This window comes from Cobetia sp. 5-11-6-3, from assembly GCF_013374055.1.
In the GTDB taxonomy this organism is placed as follows: Bacteria; Pseudomonadota; Gammaproteobacteria; order Pseudomonadales; family Halomonadaceae; genus Cobetia; species Cobetia marina.
This window is the reverse complement of sequence record NZ_BLWJ01000001.1, coordinates 801,454-822,731: the sequence shown is the minus strand read 5'-3', so window position 1 is coordinate 822,731 and position 21,278 is coordinate 801,454. Positions and strand designations below refer to the sequence as shown.

Below are 21,278 nucleotides of genomic sequence, written 5' to 3'. Positions count from 1 at the left end.
TCTTTTCTGTTGTCATCTGCCGCAAGTGTTTGCCACAAGGTCTAGAACATGCGGGCTGGCGTCGCGCAGCTGACCAGACGACACTCGACATCACCGATGTTGCGGAAGCGATGCGGCACGTTGGTATCGAAGTAGTAGGCTTCGCCTGCTTTCAATACTCGCGTGTCGCCGCCGATGGTGATCTCGATCTCGCCCTCGATGATCACTCCGGCCTCTTCACCCTGGTGAGTGATCATCTCGCGGCCGGTATCACTGATCGGTGGGTAGGTCTCGATCATGAAGGACAGGGCGCGGTCACGACGCTTGGCGCCCACCAGCTTGAAGATCACCTCACCACTTCCGACATTGGTGAGTTCATCCGCGTCGTAGAAGACCTTGCCGGTGTTCTCGAGCTCCATGGTGAAGAAGTCGCCGACGCTCATGGGAATGGCGGCGAGTATCTTCGACAGTGAGCTTACCGACGGGCTGACCTTGCCCTGTTCGATCAGAGACAGGCTGGAGTGGGTCACGCCGCAGCGCTTGGCCAGCTCGCGTTGCGAGATGCCCCGCAGCGTACGCAGCGCCCGCAGGCGCGCACCGACATCATCTGCCATCAGAACTTCCTTCGCGAAGCGACGATTGACTGGAAATGCCTTGAGTCCTTGAGCGACAACGGCCAGCCTCGGGATGTCCGTGACTGGCCGTTGCATGCAGCGACAGGATGACTCAGAGGCGCAGGATCAGCTGAGGCTGTCCAGCTTTTCCTTGAGCACCTTGTTGACCTGTTGCGGGTTGGCGGTGCCGCGTGAGGCCTTCATCACCTGACCGACGAAGAAGCCGATCATCTTGCCACGCTTGTCCGGTTCGGCTTCCTGATACTGGGTCACCTGAGCCGGATTGTCGGCGATCACCTGGTCGACCACTGCCTCGATGGCACCGGTGTCCGTGACCTGCTTGAGGCCACGTGACTCGATGATCTCGTCGGCGCTCTCGCCTTCGCCATCCCACAGCGCGGCGAACACCTGCTTGGCGGCCTTGCCGTTGATGGTCTCATCGACGATACGCTTGATCAGGCCCCCCAGCTGGGCTGCCGAGACCGGGCTCACGGTGATGTCGAGATTTTCCTTGTTGAGACGCCCGGCCAGTTCGCCCTGCACCCAGTTGGCGGCTTGCTTGGCGTCGCCGCAGACATCCTTCACTTCCTCGAAGAAGTCGGCCATCTCACGGCTGGCGGACAGCACGCTGGCATCATAGGCGGACAGCCCCAGTTCGCCCTCGAAGCGTGCGCGCTTCTCGGCCGGCAGCTCCGGCAGAGTCTGGCGCAGGTGTTCGATGTAGGCGTCGTCGACTTCCACCGGCAGCAGGTCCGGGCACGGGAAGTAGCGGTAGTCGTTGGCTTCTTCCTTGGTGCGCATGCTGCGCGTCTCGTCGGCATCCGGATCATACAGGCGGGTTTCCTGCACGACCTTGCCGCCGTCCTCGATCAGCTCGATCTGACGCTCCACCTCGAAGTGGATGGCGCGCTCGATGAAGCGGAAGGAGTTGACGTTCTTGATCTCCGCGCGAGTGCCGAAGGCTTCCTGCCCCTTGGGGCGCACCGAGACGTTGACGTCGCAACGCAGGGAACCTTCGGCCATGTTGCCGTCGGAGATGCCGAGGTACGTCACGATGGCGTGGATCGCCTTCACGTAGGCCACCGCTTCCTTGGCGGAGCGCATGTCCGGCTCGGAGACGATTTCCAGCAGCGGTGTGCCGGCACGGTTCAGGTCGATGCCGGTCATGCCCTGGAAGTCTTCGTGCAGTGACTTGCCGGCGTCTTCCTCGAGATGGGCATGGTGGATGCGGATCGACTTGCGCGTGCCATCCTCGAGCAGGATCTCGAGTTCACCCGGCCCGACGATGGGCTGATCCATCTGGCTGGTCTGGTAGCCCTTGGGCAGATCCGGGTAGAAGTAGTTCTTGCGCTCGAACACCGAACGGCCGGCCACGGCGGCATTGACGGCGAGGCCGAAGCGCACGGCCATGGCCACGGCCTGCTCGTTGAGCACCGGCAGGGTGCCCGGCAGGCCGAGATCGACGGCGCTGGCCTGGGTGTTGGGCTCGGCACCGTAGGTGGTGGACGAGCCGGAGAAGATCTTTGACTGGGTGGCGAGCTGAGCGTGAACCTCAAGCCCGATTACGACTTCCCATTGCATCAGGCTTGCTCCTGTCCGAATTCCGGGCGCTGGCGGTGCCAGTCGGTGATTTGCTGGAACTGGTGCGCGACGCCCAGCAGGGTCTGCTCACCGAAGTGCGGGCCGAGAATCTGCAGACCCACCGGGCGCTTGCCAGCCAGACCGGCCGGCACGCTGATGCCCGGAATGCCCGCCAGGTTGATGGCGATGGTGTAGAGATCCTGCAGGTACATGGACAGCGGGTCCTTGTGCGCGCCGAGATCGAACGCCGGGGTCGGTGCCGCCGGCCCCATCAGCACATCGACCTGGTCGAAGGCATCGAGGAAGTCCTGGCGGATCAGGCGACGCACCTTCTGGGCCTTGATGTAGTAGGCATCGAAGAAGCCTTCGGACAGGGTGTGCGTGCCGATCAGGATGCGGCGCTTCACCTCGTCGCCGAAGCCTTCCTCGCGAGTGCGCTTGTAGAGGTCTTCCAGGTCCTGCGGGTCCGCGCAGCGGTGGCCGAAACGCACGCCGTCGTAACGCGACAGGTTGGAGGAGGCCTCGGCCGGTGCGATCACGTAGTAGGTCGGGATGGCCAGGTGGGTATGCGGCAGGGAGATTTCCTGCACGCTGGCACCGGCATCCTCGAAGACCTTGATCGCGGCACGCACGGAGGCTTCGACCTCCGCTGACAGGCCGTCGCCGAAGTATTCCTTCGGCAGGCCGATCTTCAGGCCCTTGAGGTCATAGTCCAGGCCTTCGACGTAGTCCGGCACGCCACGTACCACGCTGGTGGAGTCACGCGGGTCGGCGCCGGCGATCACGTTCATCAGGCGCGCGCAGTCCTCGGCGGAGCGTGCCATCGGGCCACCCTGATCGAGACTGGAGGCGTAGGCGATCATGCCGTAGCGGGAGACGCGGCCGTAGGTCGGCTTGAGGCCGGTGATGCCACAGAAGGCGGCCGGCTGGCGGATGGAGCCACCGGTATCGGTGCCCAGTGCCGCCGGGGCGAGGCCTGCGGCGACGGCAGCGGCGCTGCCGCCGGAGCTGCCACCCGGGACGGCGGACAGGTCCCACGGGTTCTTGACCGGACCGTAGTAACTGTTCTCGTTCGAGGAACCCATCGCGAACTCATCGAGGTTGGTCTTGCCCAGCATCACCACGCCTTCCGCCTTGAGCTTCTCGATCACGGTGGCGTCGTAGGGGGAGATGAAGTTGTCGAGCATCTTCGAGCCGCAGCTGGTGCGCACACCCTCGGTGCAGAAGATGTCCTTGATGGCCATCGGCACGCCGGTCAGCGGTGCGGCATTGCCGGCGGCACGCCTGGCGTCCGCGGCATCGGCCTCGCGCAGCGCCTCTTCACGGCACAGGGTGATGTAGCTGTTGAGCTCGCCGTCGAGGCGTTCGATACGGGCCAGGAAGGCTTCCGTCAGCTCGCGACTGGTGTACTCGCCGGCCTCGAGGCCTTGCGCCAGCTCACTGAGCGTCTTGTCATGTAGTGCAATGGACGATGACATGTTCGATTCCATCTGTGCACACGATGCAAAGGGCATCGCACGCGGAAATTCCGGGGGCGGACGGGGCGTGCCGCGTGGCGTGGTATCAGGTCTGGCGGTCTCTCACCTCACGTGAGGGATCGGCCAGGCGTGATCACTCGACGACGCGCGGTACCAGATACAGCCCCTGTTCTGTGGCCGGAGCCACCTGCTGAAAACGCTCGCGCTGATTTGACTCGGTGACTTCGTCGGCACGCAGGCGTTGCGTGGCTTCCAGCGGGTGCGCCAGGGGAGCGACGCCGTCGGTGTCGACCTGTTGCAGCTGGTCGACCATGGCGAGAATCCGATCAAGATCCGCGACATAGGCTTCGGCATCCTGCGAGGCAAGACCCAGGCGTGCGAGGTGAGCGGCACGCAGCACATCTGAATGTTCAAGGGCCATGGAAGTTTCCCTGTCTTGGCTTCGTGAGGCTTGAGGTAACGGCGAGTGCAGTCTGCTCGGTGACCTGGCGTTGGCCAGCGGTGAGGCAACTGCTCGCCCGTTGCGCTGTCACAGTGTGATTCGGCGTGAAATGTACCACATCTGCGGCGCGCTGGCAGGCGTGTCAGCTTGCCGCCATGGGGTGGCAATGGTACCGTTCGCGTCTGCACAGGGTTCCGGTCTGGACTAGGTGATCAACTTCCATGTTTAAACGTTTACGTGGGCTGTTCTCGAGCGATCTGTCGATCGATCTGGGTACCGCCAACACGCTCATTTATGTGCGCGGTCGCGGTATCGTGCTCGACGAGCCCTCCGTCGTTGCCATTCGCCAATCCGGGAATGCCCGCAGCGTCGCGGCTGTCGGTGCCGATGCCAAGCGCATGCTGGGGCGTACCCCCGGCAATATCACGGCCATCCGCCCGATGAAGGACGGCGTCATCGCCGACTTCACCGTCACCGAACAGATGCTCCAGCATTTCATCCGCAAGGTGCATCAGAGCACCTTCCTGACGCCCAGTCCTCGCGTTCTGGTGTGCGTGCCGTGCATGTCGACCCAGGTCGAACGCCGCGCCATCAAGGAATCGGCCGAAGGGGCCGGTGCGCGTGAGGTCTACCTGATCGAGGAGCCCATGGCGGCCGCGATCGGTGCTGGTCTTCCCGTCGAGGAAGCCATGGGCTCCATGGTGGTCGACATCGGTGGTGGTACTACCGAGATCGCCATCATCTCGCTCAACGGCGTGGTCTACTCCGAGTCGGTACGCATCGGCGGCGACCGCTTCGACGAAGCCATCACCTCCTACGTGCGTCGCCATTATGGCAGCCTGATCGGTGAAGCGACGGCCGAGCGCATCAAGGAAGAGATCGGTTGTGCCTACCCGGGCGGCGAGCTGCGCGAGATCGACGTGCGCGGTCGCAATCTGGCCGAAGGCATTCCACGCTCCTTCACGCTCAACTCCCACGAGATTCTCGATGCGCTGCAGGAGCCGCTGGCGGCCATCGTCTCGGTGGTCAAGAGCGCGCTCGAGCAGTCTCCACCGGAGCTGGCATCCGACATCGCCGAGCGCGGCCTGGTGCTGACCGGTGGTGGTGCGCTATTGCGTGACATCGACAAGCTGATCGCGGAAGAGACGGGCCTGCCGGTGATCATCGCCGAAGACCCGCTGACCTGCGTGGCGCGTGGCGGTGGCAAGGCGCTGGAAATGATCGATCAGCACACCTTCGAGCTGCTGTCGAGCGATTGACCTCGTCCGGGGCCGGGCATGCTGTGTGCTGTACGGCTGGTCCCGGCCTGTCGGAGGAAGTGCTATCAAACCCCTGTTCACGCGTGGCCCCGTGCCCGGCTATCGCATGCTGTTGTGTGCGGTGCTGTCCTTCGCGCTGATGTTTGCCGAAGATCGCTTCAGCTGGATGGTCGACGTGCGTGCCAGCATGGCGACACTGGTTTCCCCTGTGCAATGGGTGGTCAGTCTGCCTACAGAGGGCCTCAGCTGGGGCGCACTGGTGTTTGCCGACCAGCAGAAGCTCGCCGATGAAAACCGGGCACTGCGTGAGCAGCTGCTCAATCTGTCCAGCCGTGTGCAACGCATGGCGAGCCTGTCTGCCGAGAATTCCCGTCTGCGCGAATTGCTCAATGCCGGTCAGCGCAGCGATATCCCCTACATCACGTCCCAGTTGCTGACGCTTGATGCTGATCCGTTCTCCCATCGCATGGTGGTGGATCGCGGTGAGCAGGATGGCGTGCGCATCGGCCTGCCGGTTCTGGATGCCTACGGGCTGGTCGGTCAGGTCATCTCCACGTCGGCCTACAACAGTCGCGTGCTGATGATCAGTGATGCCAGTCATGCCGTGCCGGTGGAGGTCAATCGCAATGGCCTGCGCTTCATTGCCCAGGGCAGCGGCAAGATCGATCAGGTGGATGTGCTGCACGTGCCGGACACCGCGGATATCCGTGTCGGGGACCTGCTGGTGACCTCAGGGCTCGCGCTGCGCTTTCCGCGTGGCCTGCCGGTGGCACGTGTCACCGAGGTCTATCATGACCCCGGCAAGCCCTTCGCTCGCGTCAGTGCCGAACCCATTGCCCAGCTTGAGCGTTCGCGCAACTTCCTGATCCAGATGCCACCCGCCGTCGACGTGGAGAGCCTCTACGTGGATGACAGTCTTGACGAGCTGCCCAAGGACAACCTCGCCGCGCCCGCTTCGGACGCGGATGAGGAGGACGCGGCGGATGCCGAGGCGCAGCAGAGCGCCAATGCGCCAGGGGAGAACAACTGATGGCCTTTCGTCCCCAGACCACCTTGCTGTGCTGGTTCTCGTTGCTGCTGGCCCTGTGTCTTCAGGTCATGCCCTTGCCGGATGTGTGGTTGATCTGGCGTCCACAGTGGCTCGGCCTGATGCTGGTCTACTGGTGCATCGTCTCGCCGCAGAGTGTCGGTGTCTTCCATGGCTTCCTGTTCGGCCTGGCGCTGGATGTCCTGCAGGGGGCACCCTTGGGTCACAATGCGCTGGTGCTCTCGCTGACCGCCTTCATGGGCGTGTTGCTCTACCAGCGCATCCGCGCCTACTCACTGCTGCAGCAGGCCTTGCTGGTGATCGTGGTGCTGGGCATCGCGCAGCTGGTGGACCAGTGGTTGCGCAGTATCTTCGGTGCCGGGCCAGTGAGTCTGTCCTTCCTGCTGTCGGCGGTGATCGGTGGTGCGCTGTGGCCCTGGCTCTACACCCTGCTGCAGATGCTGCGTCGTCGACTGACGGCGTGAGCCTGTGGCATGTCGTATGTATGAGAGCCGCCCCTTCGGGCGGCTTTCTGCTGTCTCATGATCAAGAAACCTGCCCAGGAGGGAGACATGTCAGCGTCGTCGTCCATTGTCGCAACCCCCGCAGCGCCCGAGATTTCCGGACGTTCGCCACGTCTTGTCCTGGCGTCCGGCTCGCCGCGTCGGCGTGAGCTGCTGGCCAGTATCGGTGTCAAGTGTGAGGTGGCCCCGGTCGACATCGATGAAACACCTCGTCCCGATGAGTCGCCGGAGCACTACGTCATGCGCATGGCGCGTGAGAAGGCACAGGCCGGATTCAGGCGATTGGACAAGGGGAAGGCTGAGGCGGTGGTGCTCGGAGCCGATACCGCCCTGGCGCTGGATGGCCGGATTCTGGGCAAGCCTCGCGATGAAGCGGATGCCCGCGAGATGCTGATGGCGCTTTCCGGTCGTCGTCATCAGGTCCTGAGCGCGGTGACGCTCTGCCATCGTCAGCAGGCGTCCGCCTCGAACGAGCCGTCACCATCCCTGTGCTGCGAGAGCGAGCTGGTCGAGAGCCGCGTGACATTTCGCGCCATCCATCGTGAGGAGGCCGCGCGGTACTGGGCCACGGGAGAACCCGCGGACAAGGCCGGCGGCTACGCGATCCAAGGGCTGGGCGCCATCTTCGTCAGCCATCTTGAAGGCAGTTACAGCGCGGTGGTCGGGCTGCCATTGCACGAGACGTCCCGCTTGCTCATGGCCAGGGGCATTGCCTGCTGGCAGTCGTGACGGTGGGCGGGCGGGCAGGGGGCCGCCGAGGGGATTGTGGAAAATCAGCCGCCGGTGACATCGTTAGTCGATAGACCACAGCCGGGGGCTGCCTTGCTATGTCATAATCGCAAGCAACGACTTTACAAGGACTTGCGCTATGAGTGGCGAGGTATTGATCAACCTGACACCGATGGAGACCCGCGTTGCGGTCGTCGAGAACGGTGTTCTGCAGGAAGCGTTCATCGAACGCAGCGGTCGGCGCGGTATCGTCGGCAATATCTATCGCGGCAAGGTGGTGCGCGTGTTGCCCGGCATGCAGGCGGCCTTCGTGGACATCGGTCTCGAACGTGCCGCTTTCATCCATGCGCAGGAGGTGATGCCCGCGCATACCCCGCATGATGAGCAGCTGTCGATCCGCGAGCTGCTCAGCGAAGGTCAGCCGCTGGTGGTGCAGGTAACCAAGGACCCCATCGGCACCAAGGGCGCGCGTCTGACCACGCATCTGTCGGTGCCATCCCGCTATCTGGTCTACATGCCCGACTCTCCCCACACCGGGGTGTCGCAGCGTATCGAGAGCGATGTCGAGCGTGAGCGGCTCAAGGAGATGACCGAGCGCTGCCTGACCGAGCTTGACCCGGACGCTCCGGGGGGCTTCATCCTGCGCACGGCCGCCGAGGGCATCAGCGAGGCGGAGCTCAAGCAGGACATGCATTTCCTGCTGCGGCTGTGGCGCAAGGTCAGCGAGCGGCGTCTGACTGCCGCCGTGCCCAGCGTGATCTATGACGATCTGCCACTGTTCATGCGTACCCTGCGTGACGTGATGCGAGACGAGATCGAGCGTGTGCGCATCGATTCCCGCGAGAACTATCTGCGCTTGAAGGAGTTCTCCAGCGAATTCATGCCGGACATGGAAGGGCGCATCGAATATTACCCCGGCGAGCGGCCGATCTTCGATCTGTTCAGCGTCGAGGATGAGCTTCACAAGGCGATGGGGCGCAAGGTCCAGCTCAAGAGCGGCGGCTATCTGGTGATCGACCAGACCGAGGCGATGACCACCATCGACGTCAATACCGGTGGCTTCGTCGGGCATCGCAATCTTGAAGAGACCATCTTCAAGACCAATCTCGAGGCGGCCACGGCGATAGCCCGCCAGCTGCGTCTGCGCAACCTGGGTGGCATCATCATCATCGACTTCATCGACATGGAAGAGGCCGAGCATCAGCGTCAGGTGCTCAGAGTGCTCGAGAAGTCGCTGGAGCGGGACCACGCCAAGAACAAGATGACCGGCGTGACCGAACTGGGGCTGGTGCAGCTGACCCGCAAGCGTACCCGCGAGAGTCTGGAGCAGGTGCTGTGCGAAGCCTGTCCGACCTGCCAGGGGCGCGGCACCCTCAAGACGCCGGAGACGGTCTGCTACGAGATCTTCCGTGAGATCATGCGCGAAGAGCGTGCCTACAGTCCGGATACCTACATGGTGCTGGCCTCCCAGAACGTGGTGGACCGTCTGCTGGATGAAGAGTCGGCCTCGGTGGCGGACCTCGAGAGTTTCATCGGCAAGACCATCCGTTTCCAGGTCGAGGCGCATTATACTCAGGAGCAATATGACATCGTTCTCATGTAAGGTGCCCGCCATCTGTGTTCCCGCCGGTGGAGTCTCGCCATCGGTGCATTGATACACTCGTTCCCCCTGCTGGCACAGCAGGGCGATGCATGGCCCTCGAGGTCGGGTGCCTCCCTCCTGCGTAGGCGTGAGGTAGCGTGTCATCATGTTTGCTCGGAGATCCGCGTGTGACCTCTTCCTCGGATGAGCCGCAAGTGCCGCCCGCTGAGTCAGACAGGCTGACAGCGGGGGATGGACCGACGGAGTCGGCCGCCACGGCCGGTGATGCTCCGTCATCTCATCAAGCCTCGTCTCCCATCCCTTCGCCTTCACGGCGGCGGCGCTGGGGGCGAAGGCTCTTGATGGCGCTGGCGGTGCTGCTGGCGGTGCTGGCGATCGTGATCGGTGGCCTGCGCTGGTGGCTGACGACGCTGGAATCTCGCCGTGACGCGATCAGCGACTTCATCGCCACCCAGACCCACTCCAATGTCGGGATGTCATCGCTTGACGGGCGAATGGACTATCTCGACCCGGCCATCAAGCTCTCCGGTCTGAACCTCTTTCGGCCCGACGAGATGGAGGCGGCCCCGCTGTTGAGCGTGGAGCATCTCGAATCGCGGCTTGATGTGCTGTCCTCCCTGCGCCATCTGGCGCCCGTGTTTGACCGTGCGACCGCCACTGGCGTCATCGTTCACCTCTATCAGCATGACGATGGCAGCTGGGGCTGGCCGGGGCCGCCGCGCCCGCCTGAAGCCCTCGAGCCCAAGGGGCAGATGAGCCTGGAACAGCTCGAGCAGGGCCTGGCACTGCTGGCGCGTCAGCGCGTGAGGCTCGAGGATGTACGTCTCGTGCTGCATGGACGCAACGATACGCTCAATCTGAACGCGGCCGAGTTGTTGCTGGCCGGTGATGGTGAACGTGCTCATCTGGAGGGGCAGCTGCGCGTAGGGGAGTCGCCCCAGGCCGGCGTGAGTGCCGTGCTGGAGGTGCTGCCCGGCGACGCGGGGCTCGCCGATTATTCCGCGCAGCTGCAGGTGGAGCTGGATGCCGGTGCACTGGCCAGTGTCGGGCGCCTGATCGGTGAGCGCGACAGCCTGATGCTGCGTGACGCTGATGGCAACGCCACGCTGTGGGCGCGCTGGCGAGAGGCACGGCTGGAAGATGCTCGCCTGCGTCTCGATCTCAATCGTCTGACGCTGGATCACGATGGCGCCATGCTGGCCCTCAAGGACATCCATGCGCGGGGACAGTGGCTGCGGGATCTGTCGGGCGGGGATCGCTGGCAGGCGTGGCTCAATCAGCTCTCGGTGGGGGCTTCGCAGCTCGATGACGCCGTCGTGAGTGACGGTGAGGCACAGGCGGCCCAGCGCTCAGATGCTCCATCGGATTCAGATTCCGCTTCACAGGAGCCGCCTGCTCGATTGCAGGCCGCGCTTGCCAGCCTCCCTGAGCGTATCTCCCTGTCGGGGGATCTCGCCGATGGCAGTGTCTCGCTTGTGACCGGCCGCTTCGATCTGGCGCGGGTGGCGCGCTGGCGCAACGTGCTGGAGCTGGGCGAGCTGGGCGAGATACTTGAGTCACTCGATCCGCGTGGCACCGCCACCGGACTGTCCCTGTCACTGGCCAATATCGGCCTTGAAGCCCCGCTGAGCATGACGCTGGCGCTTGGCCTGACGGATACCGAGGTGGAACCCTGGGAGGGCGCTCCGGGGCTCGGGCCGCTGGCGGCGTGGGTCACGGCGCGGAGTCGTGATGAAGGGGGCATGCAGGGCAGTGTCACCTTCCAGGGAGCCCCCGGCATGCGATTCCATTTCCCGGAGGTCTTCGGTGACAGCTGGTCACTTGAGTCCGCGCAGGGGGTGGTGGACTGGCAGGTGGATGATGCCGGCAGCCAGATCAGCGGGCGTGATCTGGATATCTCGCGTCATGGCGCCAGGGTGACGGGACGCTTCGGGTTGCAGATCCCCACGGATGATGCGGACCGCTTCCAGCTGGATCTGGACATGCAGGATGTGGATGCTCGCAGCATCCCGCTGGCGGACTGGCTGCCGCTCAAGGTACTGGACCCCTCCCTGCGTGAATGGCTGACGCGTGATGTGGCAGGTGTCGTGCCAGAGGGTTCTCTGCATCTGGAGCAGGTCTGGGATGAGGACAATGGCGAGAATGGCTACGGCCCCGGGGACGCGATGGATCTCGAGCTTGCCATCGAGAACGGGCGGCTCGGCTATGTCGAGGGCTGGCCCGCGCTTGACGGCGTGAAGGGCAATCTCGAGCTGCATGACAATGATCTCACGGCCAGCGTCGAGTCGGCGTACTCACGGCCGGTCGCGCTGGGTAGCGCGCAGCGTCTGTCGGTGGATCAGGCCAAGGTCGACATGCACGATGACACCCTGGATATCCAGGGGGATGTCACGGGCAGTGTCGAGGCGCTGTTCGATCTGCTCTCGCATGCACCGCTCGAGGACACCGCGGAGCTGCTGGCCGAGTGGCAGGGCAAGGGCTCCGTGGCGGCGGCCATGAAGATTCGCGTACCGCTTGAAGATGCCGAGCAGGCGCGGGTGGAGGTGACGGGCAAGGTCGGGGAGAGACAGGCGGCAAGCCTGGCCTTCCCCGGGCCGGGCATCGAGATCGCCGGCATTCGCGGCCCGCTGACATTCGTGCATGACCCCACGCGTCCTGAAGGACAGCGCGAGCAATTGACCGGCGACCTGTCAGGGCAGCTGTTCGGTGGCGCGGTCAAGGCGGCACTCACTATCGGTCAGGCGGATTCGGCCAGCAAGGGGGCGGTGACCTTCAGTGGCCAGGCGCCGCTGGCACCGGTGCTGAGCTGGCTGGGGGCTCCCGAGACGCTGCTCGGTGATGCGGCGCAGGATAGCCGTGCGGCACTGAATCAGGGAGATAGCCCGCGTGCGCTGGGCGGCACGTTCGATTATCAGGCGCGTCTGATGCTGCCTGAGGAGGGAGCCAGCCTGCAGCTGTCGAGTGATCTCAAGGGCGCGGCCATCAATCTGCCGGCCCCCTTCGGCAAGGCGCGTGACGAAGACGCGGCGTTGTCGGTAGAGGTCGGGCTCGCCGAGGGCGGTGGCGATGTCGTGCTCGCCAATCGTGCCCGCGCTCGCTGGCAAGGCGGCAATACGCGTGATGATGGCAGCAAGGTGCCGATGACCGGCCAGCTGTGGCTGGAACGTTGGCCGAGCGACCCGCAATGGCCGTCCCGTACGGGGTGGGATATCGCCTGGCGGACGCCGACGCTGGCACCTGAGCTCTGGTCATCATGGGGCGGGGCGCTATCCGGCGCGAGTGGCGATGATGGAGCCAGTGGCAGCGGTGGCGATGCACTCAGCGAGCTGTCGCGGCTGCGCGTTGCCACCGATTGTCTGATGATCCAGGATCGGTGTACCGGCCCGATGACGCTTGAGGCAGCGCCTCGTCAGAGCTCTCAACAGCAAGCGCTGGGGCTGGCGGCCACTCTGGAGGGCAGGCTCGCCAGTGGGGAGCTCGTCTGGCAGTCCGGGGCCGCGCGGCCGTTGATTCTGGATCTCGATCATCTTGATCTCGACGCGCTGTGGCCGCCACAGACCCGGGAAATCCCCGAGCCTGCGCCAAGCAACTTCACCGAGGCCGTGGCCACCGGGGTCGAGCCGACTCCCTACCCAGCGGCGCTGGCCGAGCTGCCGGCAGGCAGCCTGCGCCTGGCACGTCTCATCTGGCGCGAGCAGCAGCTGGGGCCCATCAGTGCAGAGTGGCAGTCGGATCAACAGCGGCTGGTGGTGTCCCCCCTCGCCATTACCGTGGGCGACATGACGGCCCAGGGCAACATCACCTGGGAGGATGCCGGTGCCAACAGTCTGACGCGCGCTCGTCTTTCCGCGGATGGCAGCGATCTGGGCGGGCTGCTGGAGCGGTTGTCCCAGCCACGCGGCATCGAGGCCGAGCGCGCACGCGCCGAGGCCAAGCTGGCCTGGCCGGGGGCGCCGCAGGACTTTGCGCTGTCGCGCTCCAACGGGCGGCTCGAGGTCAAGCTGGACGACGGACGTTTCCTGAATCTCGGCTCGGCGTCCGCGCGGCTATTGGGATTGGTCAACGTCGACAATCTGCTGCGTCGTCTGTCGCTGGATTTCTCGGATGTGACCGACAAGGGCACGGCCTTCGACAAGGTGCGGGGCGCCGCGACTCTCTTTGCGGGACGTCTGGAAAGCGATGGCCCCTTGCGTATCGAGGCGCCGTCCACCACCGTGACGCTCAACGGGCAGGTTGACCTGCTTCGCGGTACCCTTGATCAACACATGGCCATCACGGTGCCGGTCAGTCAGAACCTGCCGTTGGCCGCCGTGCTGGCCGGCGCCCCCGCCGTGGGCGGTGCGCTGTTCGTGGCCGACAAGATCTTCGGTCGCTTCATCGACAAGGTGACGCAAATTCACTATCGGGTATCAGGCCCCTGGGGCGACCCGAACATTACTCTGGAAAGTGCCGAATGACGCAAAATGCGAGTTCCGGTCGCGTGCTCGACGATGCCGCGGCCCTGTTGCTGACCCCGGGCGGACTCAGCCTGGATGATCTGGATGCCGGTCTGGCACATGCCATGGGTCCGGGTACCGACTATGCCGACCTCTACTTCCAGCGTATCTGGCAGGAGAGCTGGGTGCTGGAAGATGGTGTCGTCAAGGACGCCAGCTATAACATCGATGGTGGCGTCGGCGTGCGCTCACTGGCGGGAGAGAAGACAGGCTTCGCCTATTCCAATCAGATCGATGCCGCCGCGCTTGCCGACACCGGTCGCACTGCCGCCGGCATCTCACGCAGTGGCAGCAATGGCACGGTCGCCCGTTCGATCATCACCGAGGCACCGTCCTTCTATTCCGGCATCGACCCGCTCAATGGCCTGAGTGCCGAGGACAAGGTCGCGTTGCTCAAGGAAGCGGACCGCATCGCCCGCGGCCTTGACCCTTCCATCAGTCAGGTCTCGGCCTCGCTGTCGGCGCTTTACGAGGTGGTGATGGTGCGTGCCAGTGATGGCACCCTGGCCGCGGACCTGCGTCCGCTGGTGCGCTTCAACATCAGCGTGATCGCGGTGCGCAATGGCCGTCGTGAGCGTGGCAGTGCCGGTGGCGGCGGACGCTTCCCGCTGACCCGTCTGCGTGACGACAACGTCGCCGAGCGCTACGCGCGGGAAGCCGTGCGTCAGGCACTGGTCAATCTCGAGGCCGTCGATGCGCCCGCCGGGCAGATGCCGGTGGTGCTGGGCAATGGCTGGCCGGGCGTGCTGCTGCACGAAGCGGTCGGTCATGGTCTGGAAGGGGATTTCAACCGCAAGGGCAGCTCCGCCTTCGCGGGGCGCATGGGCGAACAGGTCGCGGCGCGCGGCGTCACCGTGGTCGACGATGCGACGCTGGCGGACCGCCGTGGCTCGCTGTCGGTGGACGATGAAGGCACGCCGGGTCAGTACACGCCGCTGATCGAGGATGGCATCCTCACCGGTTACATGCAGGACAAGCTGAATGCCCGCCTGATGGGCATGGCGCCGACGGGCAATGCGCGTCGCGAGTCCTTTGCGCACCTGCCGATGCCCCGCATGACCAACACCTACATGCTGGGTGGCGATCGTGACCCGCAGGAGATCATCAAGAGCGTCAAGCGCGGCCTCTATGCGGTCAGCTTCGGCGGTGGCCAGGTGGACATCACCTCCGGGCGCTTCGTGTTCTCCGCAAGCGAAGCCTATCTGATCGAGGACGGCAAGGTGACCACACCGGTCAAGGGTGCGACCCTGATCGGCAACGGCCCGGAAGCCATGGGTCGCGTCTCGATGATCGGCAATGATCTCGAGCTGGATACCGGGGTCGGGGTCTGTGGCAAGGACGGTCAGTCGGTGCCGGTCGGGGTCGGCCAGCCGACGCTGAAGCTCGATGAGCTGACGGTCGGTGGCACCCAGTCATGAACCGGTGCGCTTGATCAGCAGAGAAGCGATATGACGACGCCGCCGTGGCAGGGCCGCGGCGGCGTCGATGAAGCGTGAGGTGTCAGAATTACAGATCGAGCTCGGCACGCAGCAGCCTGAAGAGCTTCTTGGCGCTGTTGGGCTGCTTGCCGGCATCACGCTCGGCGCGTGAATTGCGGATCAGCTGACGCAGTGCCTGGCGGTCCACCTCCGGGTAGTCCTCGACGAAGATCACGAAGGCTTCGTCGTCCTCGATCAGGCGATCGCGCCAGCGCTCCAGGCGCTGGAAGGAGGCATCCCGACGGATGCTCTGCTGCTCCATGCTCTGGAAGACGGCGTTGATGGCCTCGAGGTCTTCCTTGCGCATCAGCTTGCCGACGTACTGCATGTGACGGCGCAGGCCTTCATGACTGCGAATGCGTCCGCACTCATCGATGGCGGCCAGCATGTCATCGGAGAGCGGGAACTTGGCGCGCTGACCGGCCGGCATGTCGATGATCTTCTTGCCGAGGGCCTGAAGCTCGATCATTTCACGCTTCATCTGGGATTTGCTGGGACGCTCGACGAGCTCCTCAGGTCTTTCTTTACGCATGCCAATTCCAACGAGTCGGGGAAATTTGCGGCAGTATAGCACTGCCAGCGCCCCGTCTCCTCAGAAGGAGAACAACATGAGCCAGGCCTTTGATGCCGTTGCTCAGCAACAACTGCTGGAGCGCCGCGTCAGCGAAGCGCTCGAGCTGGCCCGCAGTCTGGGAGCCGATGCCTGTGAGGTGGGCGCCAGCGTCGATCAGGGCGTCAGCATCTCGGTGCGTGACGGAGAAGTCGAAACCGTCGAACTGTCGCGTGATCAGGGGATCGGCGTGACCGTGTATCTGGGCAATCGCAAGGGCAGCGCGACCTCTTCCGACGCCGGTAGCGACTCGATTCGTGCCGCGGTCGAGAAAGCGGTCTCCATCGCTCATTACACCGGCGAGGACAGCTTTGCCGGATTGGCGCCGGCCGAACTGATGGCCACCGATTTCCCGGACCTTCAGGCGCATCACCCCTGGGCGATCAGCGTCGATGACGCGACGGATCTGGCGCTGGCGTGTGAGCGTGCCGGACTGGAAGTGGAAGGCATCGCGCAATCCGAAGGTGCCAGCTTCTCCAGTGGGGAAGGTGTGCAGGTCTACGGCAACAGCCACGGTTTCCTGGCCAGTCAGTGCGGCAGCCGACACTCGATGTCCTGCATGTTGATCGCCAGGGATGAACAGGGCATGCAGCGTGACTATGACTACACCAGCGTGCGCAACCCGGCCGACCTGCGCTCCCCGGAGGATGTGGGGCGCGAGGCTGCACGCCGCACGCTGGCACGCCTCAACGCGCGCAAGGTGGCGACGGGGCGCATGCCGGTCATGTTCGACCCGCAGATGTCGGCAGGCCTGGTAGGGCACTATCTGTCCGCGATCGCGGGTGGTTCGCTGTATCGTGAGTCCAGCTTCCTGTGCGACAGCCTGGGTCAGCCGCTGTTCCCTGACTGGTTCACCCTCGGCGAGAAGCCGCGTGAGGTGGGTGGCATGTCGAGTGCCGCCTTCGACAACGACGGTGTCGCCACGCGTGACAATGTCTACTTTGCCGACGGCAAGGTGCAGAGTTACATGCTGAGCGCCTACAGTGCTCGTCGCCTGGGCATGCAGACCACCGGCAACGCGGGCGGTGCGCGCAACGTGCGCATCACCGCGCCGCTGACCTCACGTGACAAGATGCTCAAGCAGATGGGCACCGGCGTGCTGGTGACCGAGTTGATGGGGCAGGGCGTCAACGGCGTGACCGGTGACTACTCGCGTGGCGCTTCGGGCTTCTGGGTCGAGAATGGCGAGATCCAGCACGCGGTCGAGGAGTTCACGATCGCCGGCAATCTGCGTGACATGGCCGCCAATCTGCTGGCGGTCGGTGATGATGTCGATACCCGGGGCAGCATCCACTCTGGCAGCTGGCTGATCGGTGGCATGACCGTCGCGGGCATGTCGGAAGGTGAGGAAGACGCGCTGGAAGATTGAGCTAGAGATCATCCTTCGTGAAAAGACAGACGGCCGCTCCTGGGGGAGCGGCCGTCTTCGTTTCTGCAGGCTGCCGGATGATGCGTGACTCTCCTGGCGTGATTACAGATAGAGCCAGGTCGCCAGGCCCAGGAAGGCCATGAAGCCGATCACGTCGGTTACGGTGGTCAAGATCACGCTGCCGGAGAGGGCCGGGTCGATATTGAGCTTCTTGAGCAGTATCGGCAGCAATGTCCCGGTCACGGCCGCGATCAACAGATTGATCATGATGGCGGCACCGATGATGGCCCCCAGCTGGACATCACCGAACCAGACGATGGCGATCCCGGCGACCACCACCGCCCACAGCAGGCCATTGAGCCCCGCGACGATGATTTCGCGCTTGAGAAGCCAGCGCACGTTGCCACTCTTGACGTGTCCCAGTGCGATGCCGCGAATCAGTACCGTCAGTGCCTATGAGCCGGCAATGCCGCCCATGCTGGCGACGATGGGCATCAGTACCGCCAGCGCAGTGATCTTCTGGATGGTGCCCTCGAACATCCCGATCACGGCGGACGCCATGAAGGCGGTCAGCAGGTTGATGCCAAGCCAGATGGCGCGACGCCAGGAGGTGCGCATCACCGGGGAGAAGGTATCTTCATCCTCGTCCATCCCCGCCATCGACATGACCTGGTGCTCGGCATCGCCGCGGATGACGTCGACCACGTCATCGATGGTGATGCGCCCGAGCAGGTTGCCATCACCGCCGACGACAGGCGCCGAGATCAGGTCATGCTTCTCGAACAGCGAGGCGACCTCGCTCTCCGGCATCAATGCCGGAATCACCACGCTGTCGGTATCCATCACCTCGCGCACCGTGACACCGGGGTCAGAGACCAGCAGGCGGTTGATGGGCAGGGCGCCGATGAATTCATCGCGGCGCGAGACGACCAGCAGAGTGTCGGTGGAATCGGGAAGTCGCTCGTGACGGCGGATGTAACGCAACACGACATCCAGGGTGATGTCCGGACGGATGGTGATGGTGTCCGTGTTCATCAAGCCGCCGGCAGTGTCCTCGGGGTAGGACAGCACCGTCTCGACCCGCTGGCGTTCCTGCGCCTCCATGGAGTCGAGGACTTCGAGAATCACGGCATTCGGAAGCCGCTGGAGGATGTCGGCGACATCATCCGGTTCCAGATTCTCGGTGGCGGCCAGGACGTCCTCGGCATCCATGTCCTTGAGGAAGTCGCTCTGGATATCCTCGCCAAGGTATTGGAGCACATCGCCCTGAAGTTCGGCGTCGACCAGCTCCCAGAGCAGGTTGCGCTCCTTGGGGGGGGAGGATTCCAGCAAGTGGGCCACGTCCACCGGTGCCAGGCCGCGATTCAGCATGCGCCTTGCCTGATCCAGCTCGCCACTTTCCAGTGCCTGTGACAGGCGATCAAGTCTTGGCTTGAGTTTGCGTGACGTCTTGCTCATCTGTCGGCTTCCCCTGTCGACATGAAGGACAGCGTTGATTCTACCATTGGCGCAGGGGGGCGCGTCGACAAAAGAAAACACTGTTTCTTATCGATAGGGCAATCAGCGCGGAAAAAGTGGCAGAAAGCCGGCGGGCGGGGGATGTCAGACGGGGTGCGGCGGCGTCATTCTTCCTCTTCGAAGCGCGCCTCGAACAGGGACTCGATCGCAGACAGGGCCTCATCTGCCTGTTCGCCCTCGACATCGATGATCAGCGCCGTGCCACACGGGGCTGCCAGCATCAGCAGCGCCATGACGTTGGCCGCGTTGGCGCGTCGCTCACCGTGACTGACCATGACCGTGGCCTCGAAGGGCGCACAGCAGTTGACCAGCTTGGTGGCAGCGCGAGCATGCAGCCCGCGCTTGTTGGTCAGAACCAGTTCACGACTGGGCATCGTGTGACTCCTGACGGGTATCGCCGATCGCCAGGGCCGTATGGATCCCCAGTTCCCGGTGGCGTAGACGCACTTCCGGAAGCTGCTTGGCGAAATGTTCGGCCAGCTGCTCGCAGAGATAGACGCTGCGATGCTGGCCGCCGGTACAGCCCACCGAAACGGTCAGGTAGCTGCGATTGCTGGCCTGATAGGCGGGCAGCCAGCGTTCCAGCCAGCCGGCGATGTCATCCTGCATTGCCTTGACGTCCGGGTAGCGCTGCAGGAATTCCGCCACGCTGTCATCACGACCGGTATCGCTGCGCAGATTGATGTCCCAGTAGGGGTTGGGCAGGCAGCGGGCATCGAACACCATGTCGGCATCGGTCGGCACGCCATGCTTGAAGCCGAAGGACTCGAAGGTGAGTGTCAGATGACGAGAGCTATGCTGCGCGACCTGTTCGGTGATGCGCGAGCGCAGGTCATGCACGCTGAGGTTGGTCGAGTCGATGACCAGATCCGCCTTCTGACGAATCGGGGCCAGTGTCTGCTGCTCGATCTCGATGGCCTCGGCCAGCGTGCGGTCATTGTCGCGGGTCAGCGGATGACGGCGGCGGGTCGCGGAATAGCGTTCGAGCAGGACACGGGAGTCCGTGGTCAGGTAGACGACCTGCACATCCATGCCGCTCTGACGAACGCTGTCGAGCAGTTCGGGGAAGCGACTCAGGGCATCGGGGAGGTTGCGCGCGTCAATGGAGACCGCGATGCGCCGGCGGGTGGGGCTGTCCTTTTCCAGCTGCTCGACCAATGGTGCCAGCAGCATGCCGGGCAGATTGTCGATGGCATAGTAGCCAATGTCTTCCAGCGCCTGGAGGGCAATCGATTTGCCGGAACCGGAGCGACCACTGATGATCACGATCTTCATGGAGTGCTCTCCCAGGGCGAGGTCAGCATGAGGTGAAAGCGGAGGGTGCCTGAGGCCAGTCAGCGACAAGCCCGGAGCGAGTCCGGGCTTGCAGGTTCAGCGCGCCGGCAATTCGGCGATGGCCGAGGTCAGGGCATCGAACAATGCTCGCTGACTGTCTGCCTGGCGCAATGCTGCCCGGTTGGTGGGCGAGTTGAGCAGTTCCGCCACCTGGCCGAGCAGAGTGAGATGGGTGTCATCTGCCTCCTCGGGGACCAGCAGCACGAACAGCAGATCGATGGGTTCGCCATCGATGGCGTCAAAGTCGATGGGGTCACCGAGCTTCATGAACGCCGCGATGGGGGTCTTGCAGTGTGGACTGCGTGCATGTGGCACGGCCACGCCGTGGCCGATGCCCGTCGAACCCAGTCTCTCGCGCCCGATCAGGCGCGAGAAGACTTCCTGGCTGTCCAGGCTGGGAATGTTCTGAGCAATGAAGGTGCTGAAGAATTCCAGCACCCGCTTCTTGCTCCCCCCGGGGACGCCGTAGAGCGTGCGCTCGGGGGGAAGGATCTGATCAAGTGTCATGGCAGAAGGTCAACGGGTCCCGGTGCCCTGAGAGCGAGCCTGGGACTTTTCCTTGTGTTTGACCAGCTGGCGGTCCAGCTTGTCGGCGAGCGCGTCGATGGCAGCGTACATGTTGGGGTCTTCTGCCAGGGCATGGAGGTCGGCGCCAGCGGCGTGCAGGGTGCAGGCAGCCTGTTGGCGTTCCTTCTCGATCGACAGTGTCACCTGAACATTGGTGATGTTGTCGTAATGCCGTTCGAGGCGAGCGAGCTTCTCGTTGACATAATCGCGGAGAGGATCGGTGAGTTCCACATGATGCCCGGTGATATTCACTTGCATGGACACGCTCCTTTATCCAGCGGGTTGCCTTTGAATTGTAACCCTTTTTGACTGCGAGCAAACCCTGATTGAACGCGCGGCCACTTTCTGACTCCGGCCATGGTCTCGTGGCGATCATCTGCTGGCGAGAGCGGCGGTGCCGGTGTACCGAGCGTCTACCCCGACAATGCCCAAGCTTTGAACAAAGATCAACGCTGCGCTGCATCGTGGGGCAAGGCTTGTCTTCAACCCAGCGAGGGATATCAGCAGGTTCTTCATGAGCATCGCCTCGCATCACGGACGGAATGGGGCTCGAGAAACCGGCCGTTTGTGGCCAATGTCAGCATTTACGTCGACGTTCGTGTGGCAGGAGTCGGTGGGGACACCTGGCTATCTGTCCGTGGGATGTGAGAGAAAAAGAAAGCACTCTGG

The 21,278-nt window shown here is 63.9% G+C and carries 17 protein-coding genes and 1 pseudogene; 8 read left to right on the top strand and 10 right to left on the bottom strand.

The features are described from left to right. Positions 1 to 41 precede the first annotated feature (41 nt). The 4 genes from HXS66_RS03440 to gatC form a co-directional block, all read right to left on the bottom strand. Positions 42 to 593, bottom strand: coding sequence for a cupin domain-containing protein (locus HXS66_RS03440; protein WP_166019158.1), 552 nt, complete (start codon positions 591 to 593; stop codon positions 42 to 44). Between the two features lie 126 nt (positions 594 to 719). Then, on the bottom strand, positions 720 to 2,174 hold the full coding sequence (gene gatB / locus HXS66_RS03435) for an Asp-tRNA(Asn)/Glu-tRNA(Gln) amidotransferase subunit GatB (RefSeq protein WP_077371544.1): 1,455 nt from the start codon (positions 2,172 to 2,174) through the stop codon (positions 720 to 722). Continuing rightward, a complete protein-coding gene (gatA, locus tag HXS66_RS03430) occupies positions 2,174 to 3,652 on the bottom strand; it encodes an Asp-tRNA(Asn)/Glu-tRNA(Gln) amidotransferase subunit GatA (protein WP_077371547.1) in 1,479 nt (492 codons plus the stop codon). The genes gatB and gatA overlap by 1 nt, the downstream gene beginning before the upstream one ends. A 133-nt stretch (positions 3,653 to 3,785) precedes the next feature. Further along, the gene (gatC, locus tag HXS66_RS03425) at positions 3,786 to 4,073 is read right to left on the bottom strand and encodes an Asp-tRNA(Asn)/Glu-tRNA(Gln) amidotransferase subunit GatC (protein ID WP_077371550.1); all 288 of its coding nucleotides are present in this window, start codon (positions 4,071 to 4,073) and stop codon (positions 3,786 to 3,788) included. 242 nt (positions 4,074 to 4,315) lie between these two features. Between gatC and HXS66_RS03420 the strand changes: the two genes are divergently transcribed. The 7 genes from HXS66_RS03420 to tldD all read left to right on the top strand — a co-directional run bounded on the left by HXS66_RS03420 (position 4,316) and on the right by tldD (position 15,150). Then, the gene (locus HXS66_RS03420) at positions 4,316 to 5,353 is read left to right on the top strand and encodes a rod shape-determining protein (protein WP_043332576.1); all 1,038 of its coding nucleotides are present in this window, start codon (positions 4,316 to 4,318) and stop codon (positions 5,351 to 5,353) included. Between the two features lie 64 nt (positions 5,354 to 5,417). Next, entirely contained in the window at positions 5,418 to 6,383 is a 966-nt protein-coding gene (mreC, locus tag HXS66_RS03415; RefSeq protein WP_255303087.1) for a rod shape-determining protein MreC, read from the top strand. After that, complete coding sequence (gene mreD, locus HXS66_RS03410) at positions 6,383 to 6,865, top strand: rod shape-determining protein MreD (protein ID WP_077371553.1); 483 nt, start codon at positions 6,383 to 6,385, stop codon at positions 6,863 to 6,865. Before mreC ends, mreD begins: the two co-directional genes overlap by 1 nt. An 87-nt stretch (positions 6,866 to 6,952) precedes the next feature. Continuing rightward, the gene (locus tag HXS66_RS03405; protein WP_176502837.1) at positions 6,953 to 7,633 is read left to right on the top strand and encodes a nucleoside triphosphate pyrophosphatase; all 681 of its coding nucleotides are present in this window, start codon (positions 6,953 to 6,955) and stop codon (positions 7,631 to 7,633) included. 139 nt (positions 7,634 to 7,772) lie between these two features. After that, positions 7,773 to 9,236, top strand: coding sequence for a ribonuclease G (gene rng, locus HXS66_RS03400; protein ID WP_077371558.1), 1,464 nt, complete (start codon positions 7,773 to 7,775; stop codon positions 9,234 to 9,236). Positions 9,237 to 9,577: 341 nt separating this feature from the next. Next, complete coding sequence (locus tag HXS66_RS03395; protein ID WP_176502836.1) at positions 9,578 to 13,693, top strand: YhdP family protein; 4,116 nt, start codon at positions 9,578 to 9,580, stop codon at positions 13,691 to 13,693. After that, positions 13,690 to 15,150 carry a metalloprotease TldD gene (gene tldD / locus HXS66_RS03390; RefSeq protein WP_176502835.1) on the top strand — a complete coding sequence of 487 codons (1,461 nt, stop codon included), beginning with the start codon at positions 13,690 to 13,692 and terminating at the stop codon, positions 15,148 to 15,150. Before HXS66_RS03395 ends, tldD begins: the two co-directional genes overlap by 4 nt. Before the next feature lie 88 nt (positions 15,151 to 15,238). On the opposite strand, the gene yjgA is transcribed toward tldD, so the two are convergent. After that, entirely contained in the window at positions 15,239 to 15,742 is a 504-nt protein-coding gene (gene yjgA, locus HXS66_RS03385; RefSeq protein ID WP_077371567.1) for a ribosome biogenesis factor YjgA, read from the bottom strand. A gap of 76 nt (positions 15,743 to 15,818) precedes the next feature. Between yjgA and pmbA the strand changes: the two genes are divergently transcribed. Further along, positions 15,819 to 17,189: a metalloprotease PmbA gene (gene pmbA / locus HXS66_RS03380; protein WP_176502834.1), complete on the top strand. Its 1,371-nt coding sequence runs from the start codon at positions 15,819 to 15,821 to the stop codon at positions 17,187 to 17,189. Between the two features lie 102 nt (positions 17,190 to 17,291). Here the strand turns inward: pmbA and mgtE are convergent. From mgtE to hpf, 5 genes and pseudogenes are all read right to left on the bottom strand, one after another. Further along, positions 17,292 to 18,647: pseudogene (mgtE, locus tag HXS66_RS03375) on the bottom strand (magnesium transporter). Between the two features lie 164 nt (positions 18,648 to 18,811). Beyond that, complete coding sequence (locus HXS66_RS03370; protein WP_077371575.1) at positions 18,812 to 19,081, bottom strand: HPr family phosphocarrier protein; 270 nt, start codon at positions 19,079 to 19,081, stop codon at positions 18,812 to 18,814. Continuing rightward, complete coding sequence (gene rapZ / locus HXS66_RS03365) at positions 19,068 to 19,982, bottom strand: RNase adapter RapZ (protein WP_176502833.1); 915 nt, start codon at positions 19,980 to 19,982, stop codon at positions 19,068 to 19,070. Before rapZ ends, HXS66_RS03370 begins: the two co-directional genes overlap by 14 nt. Positions 19,983 to 20,078: 96 nt before the next feature. Continuing rightward, entirely contained in the window at positions 20,079 to 20,549 is a 471-nt protein-coding gene (locus HXS66_RS03360) for a PTS sugar transporter subunit IIA (protein WP_084209227.1), read from the bottom strand. Positions 20,550 to 20,558: 9 nt separating this feature from the next. Continuing rightward, positions 20,559 to 20,867: a ribosome hibernation-promoting factor, HPF/YfiA family gene (gene hpf / locus HXS66_RS03355; RefSeq protein WP_043332555.1), complete on the bottom strand. Its 309-nt coding sequence runs from the start codon at positions 20,865 to 20,867 to the stop codon at positions 20,559 to 20,561. Positions 20,868 to 21,278 lie beyond the last annotated feature (411 nt).

Coding starts and splice junctions, on each gene's coding strand:
- HXS66_RS03440 (WP_166019158.1), bottom strand. CDS start 593: ATGGCAGATGATGTCGGTGCGCGCCTGCGGGCGCTGCGTACGCTGCGG.
- gatB (WP_077371544.1), bottom strand. CDS start 2,174: ATGCAATGGGAAGTCGTAATCGGGCTTGAGGTTCACGCTCAGCTCGCC.
- gatA (WP_077371547.1), bottom strand. CDS start 3,652: ATGTCATCGTCCATTGCACTACATGACAAGACGCTCAGTGAGCTGGCG.
- gatC (WP_077371550.1), bottom strand. CDS start 4,073: ATGGCCCTTGAACATTCAGATGTGCTGCGTGCCGCTCACCTCGCACGC.
- HXS66_RS03420 (WP_043332576.1), top strand. CDS start 4,316: ATGTTTAAACGTTTACGTGGGCTGTTCTCGAGCGATCTGTCGATCGAT.
- mreD (WP_077371553.1), top strand. CDS start 6,383: ATGGCCTTTCGTCCCCAGACCACCTTGCTGTGCTGGTTCTCGTTGCTG.
- HXS66_RS03405 (WP_176502837.1), top strand. CDS start 6,953: ATGTCAGCGTCGTCGTCCATTGTCGCAACCCCCGCAGCGCCCGAGATT.
- rng (WP_077371558.1), top strand. CDS start 7,773: ATGAGTGGCGAGGTATTGATCAACCTGACACCGATGGAGACCCGCGTT.
- HXS66_RS03395 (WP_176502836.1), top strand. CDS start 9,578: ATGGCGCTGGCGGTGCTGCTGGCGGTGCTGGCGATCGTGATCGGTGGC.
- tldD (WP_176502835.1), top strand. CDS start 13,690: ATGACGCAAAATGCGAGTTCCGGTCGCGTGCTCGACGATGCCGCGGCC.
- yjgA (WP_077371567.1), bottom strand. CDS start 15,742: ATGCGTAAAGAAAGACCTGAGGAGCTCGTCGAGCGTCCCAGCAAATCC.
- pmbA (WP_176502834.1), top strand. CDS start 15,819: ATGAGCCAGGCCTTTGATGCCGTTGCTCAGCAACAACTGCTGGAGCGC.
- HXS66_RS03370 (WP_077371575.1), bottom strand. CDS start 19,081: ATGCCCAGTCGTGAACTGGTTCTGACCAACAAGCGCGGGCTGCATGCT.
- rapZ (WP_176502833.1), bottom strand. CDS start 19,982: ATGAAGATCGTGATCATCAGTGGTCGCTCCGGTTCCGGCAAATCGATT.
- HXS66_RS03360 (WP_084209227.1), bottom strand. CDS start 20,549: ATGACACTTGATCAGATCCTTCCCCCCGAGCGCACGCTCTACGGCGTC.
- hpf (WP_043332555.1), bottom strand. CDS start 20,867: ATGCAAGTGAATATCACCGGGCATCATGTGGAACTCACCGATCCTCTC.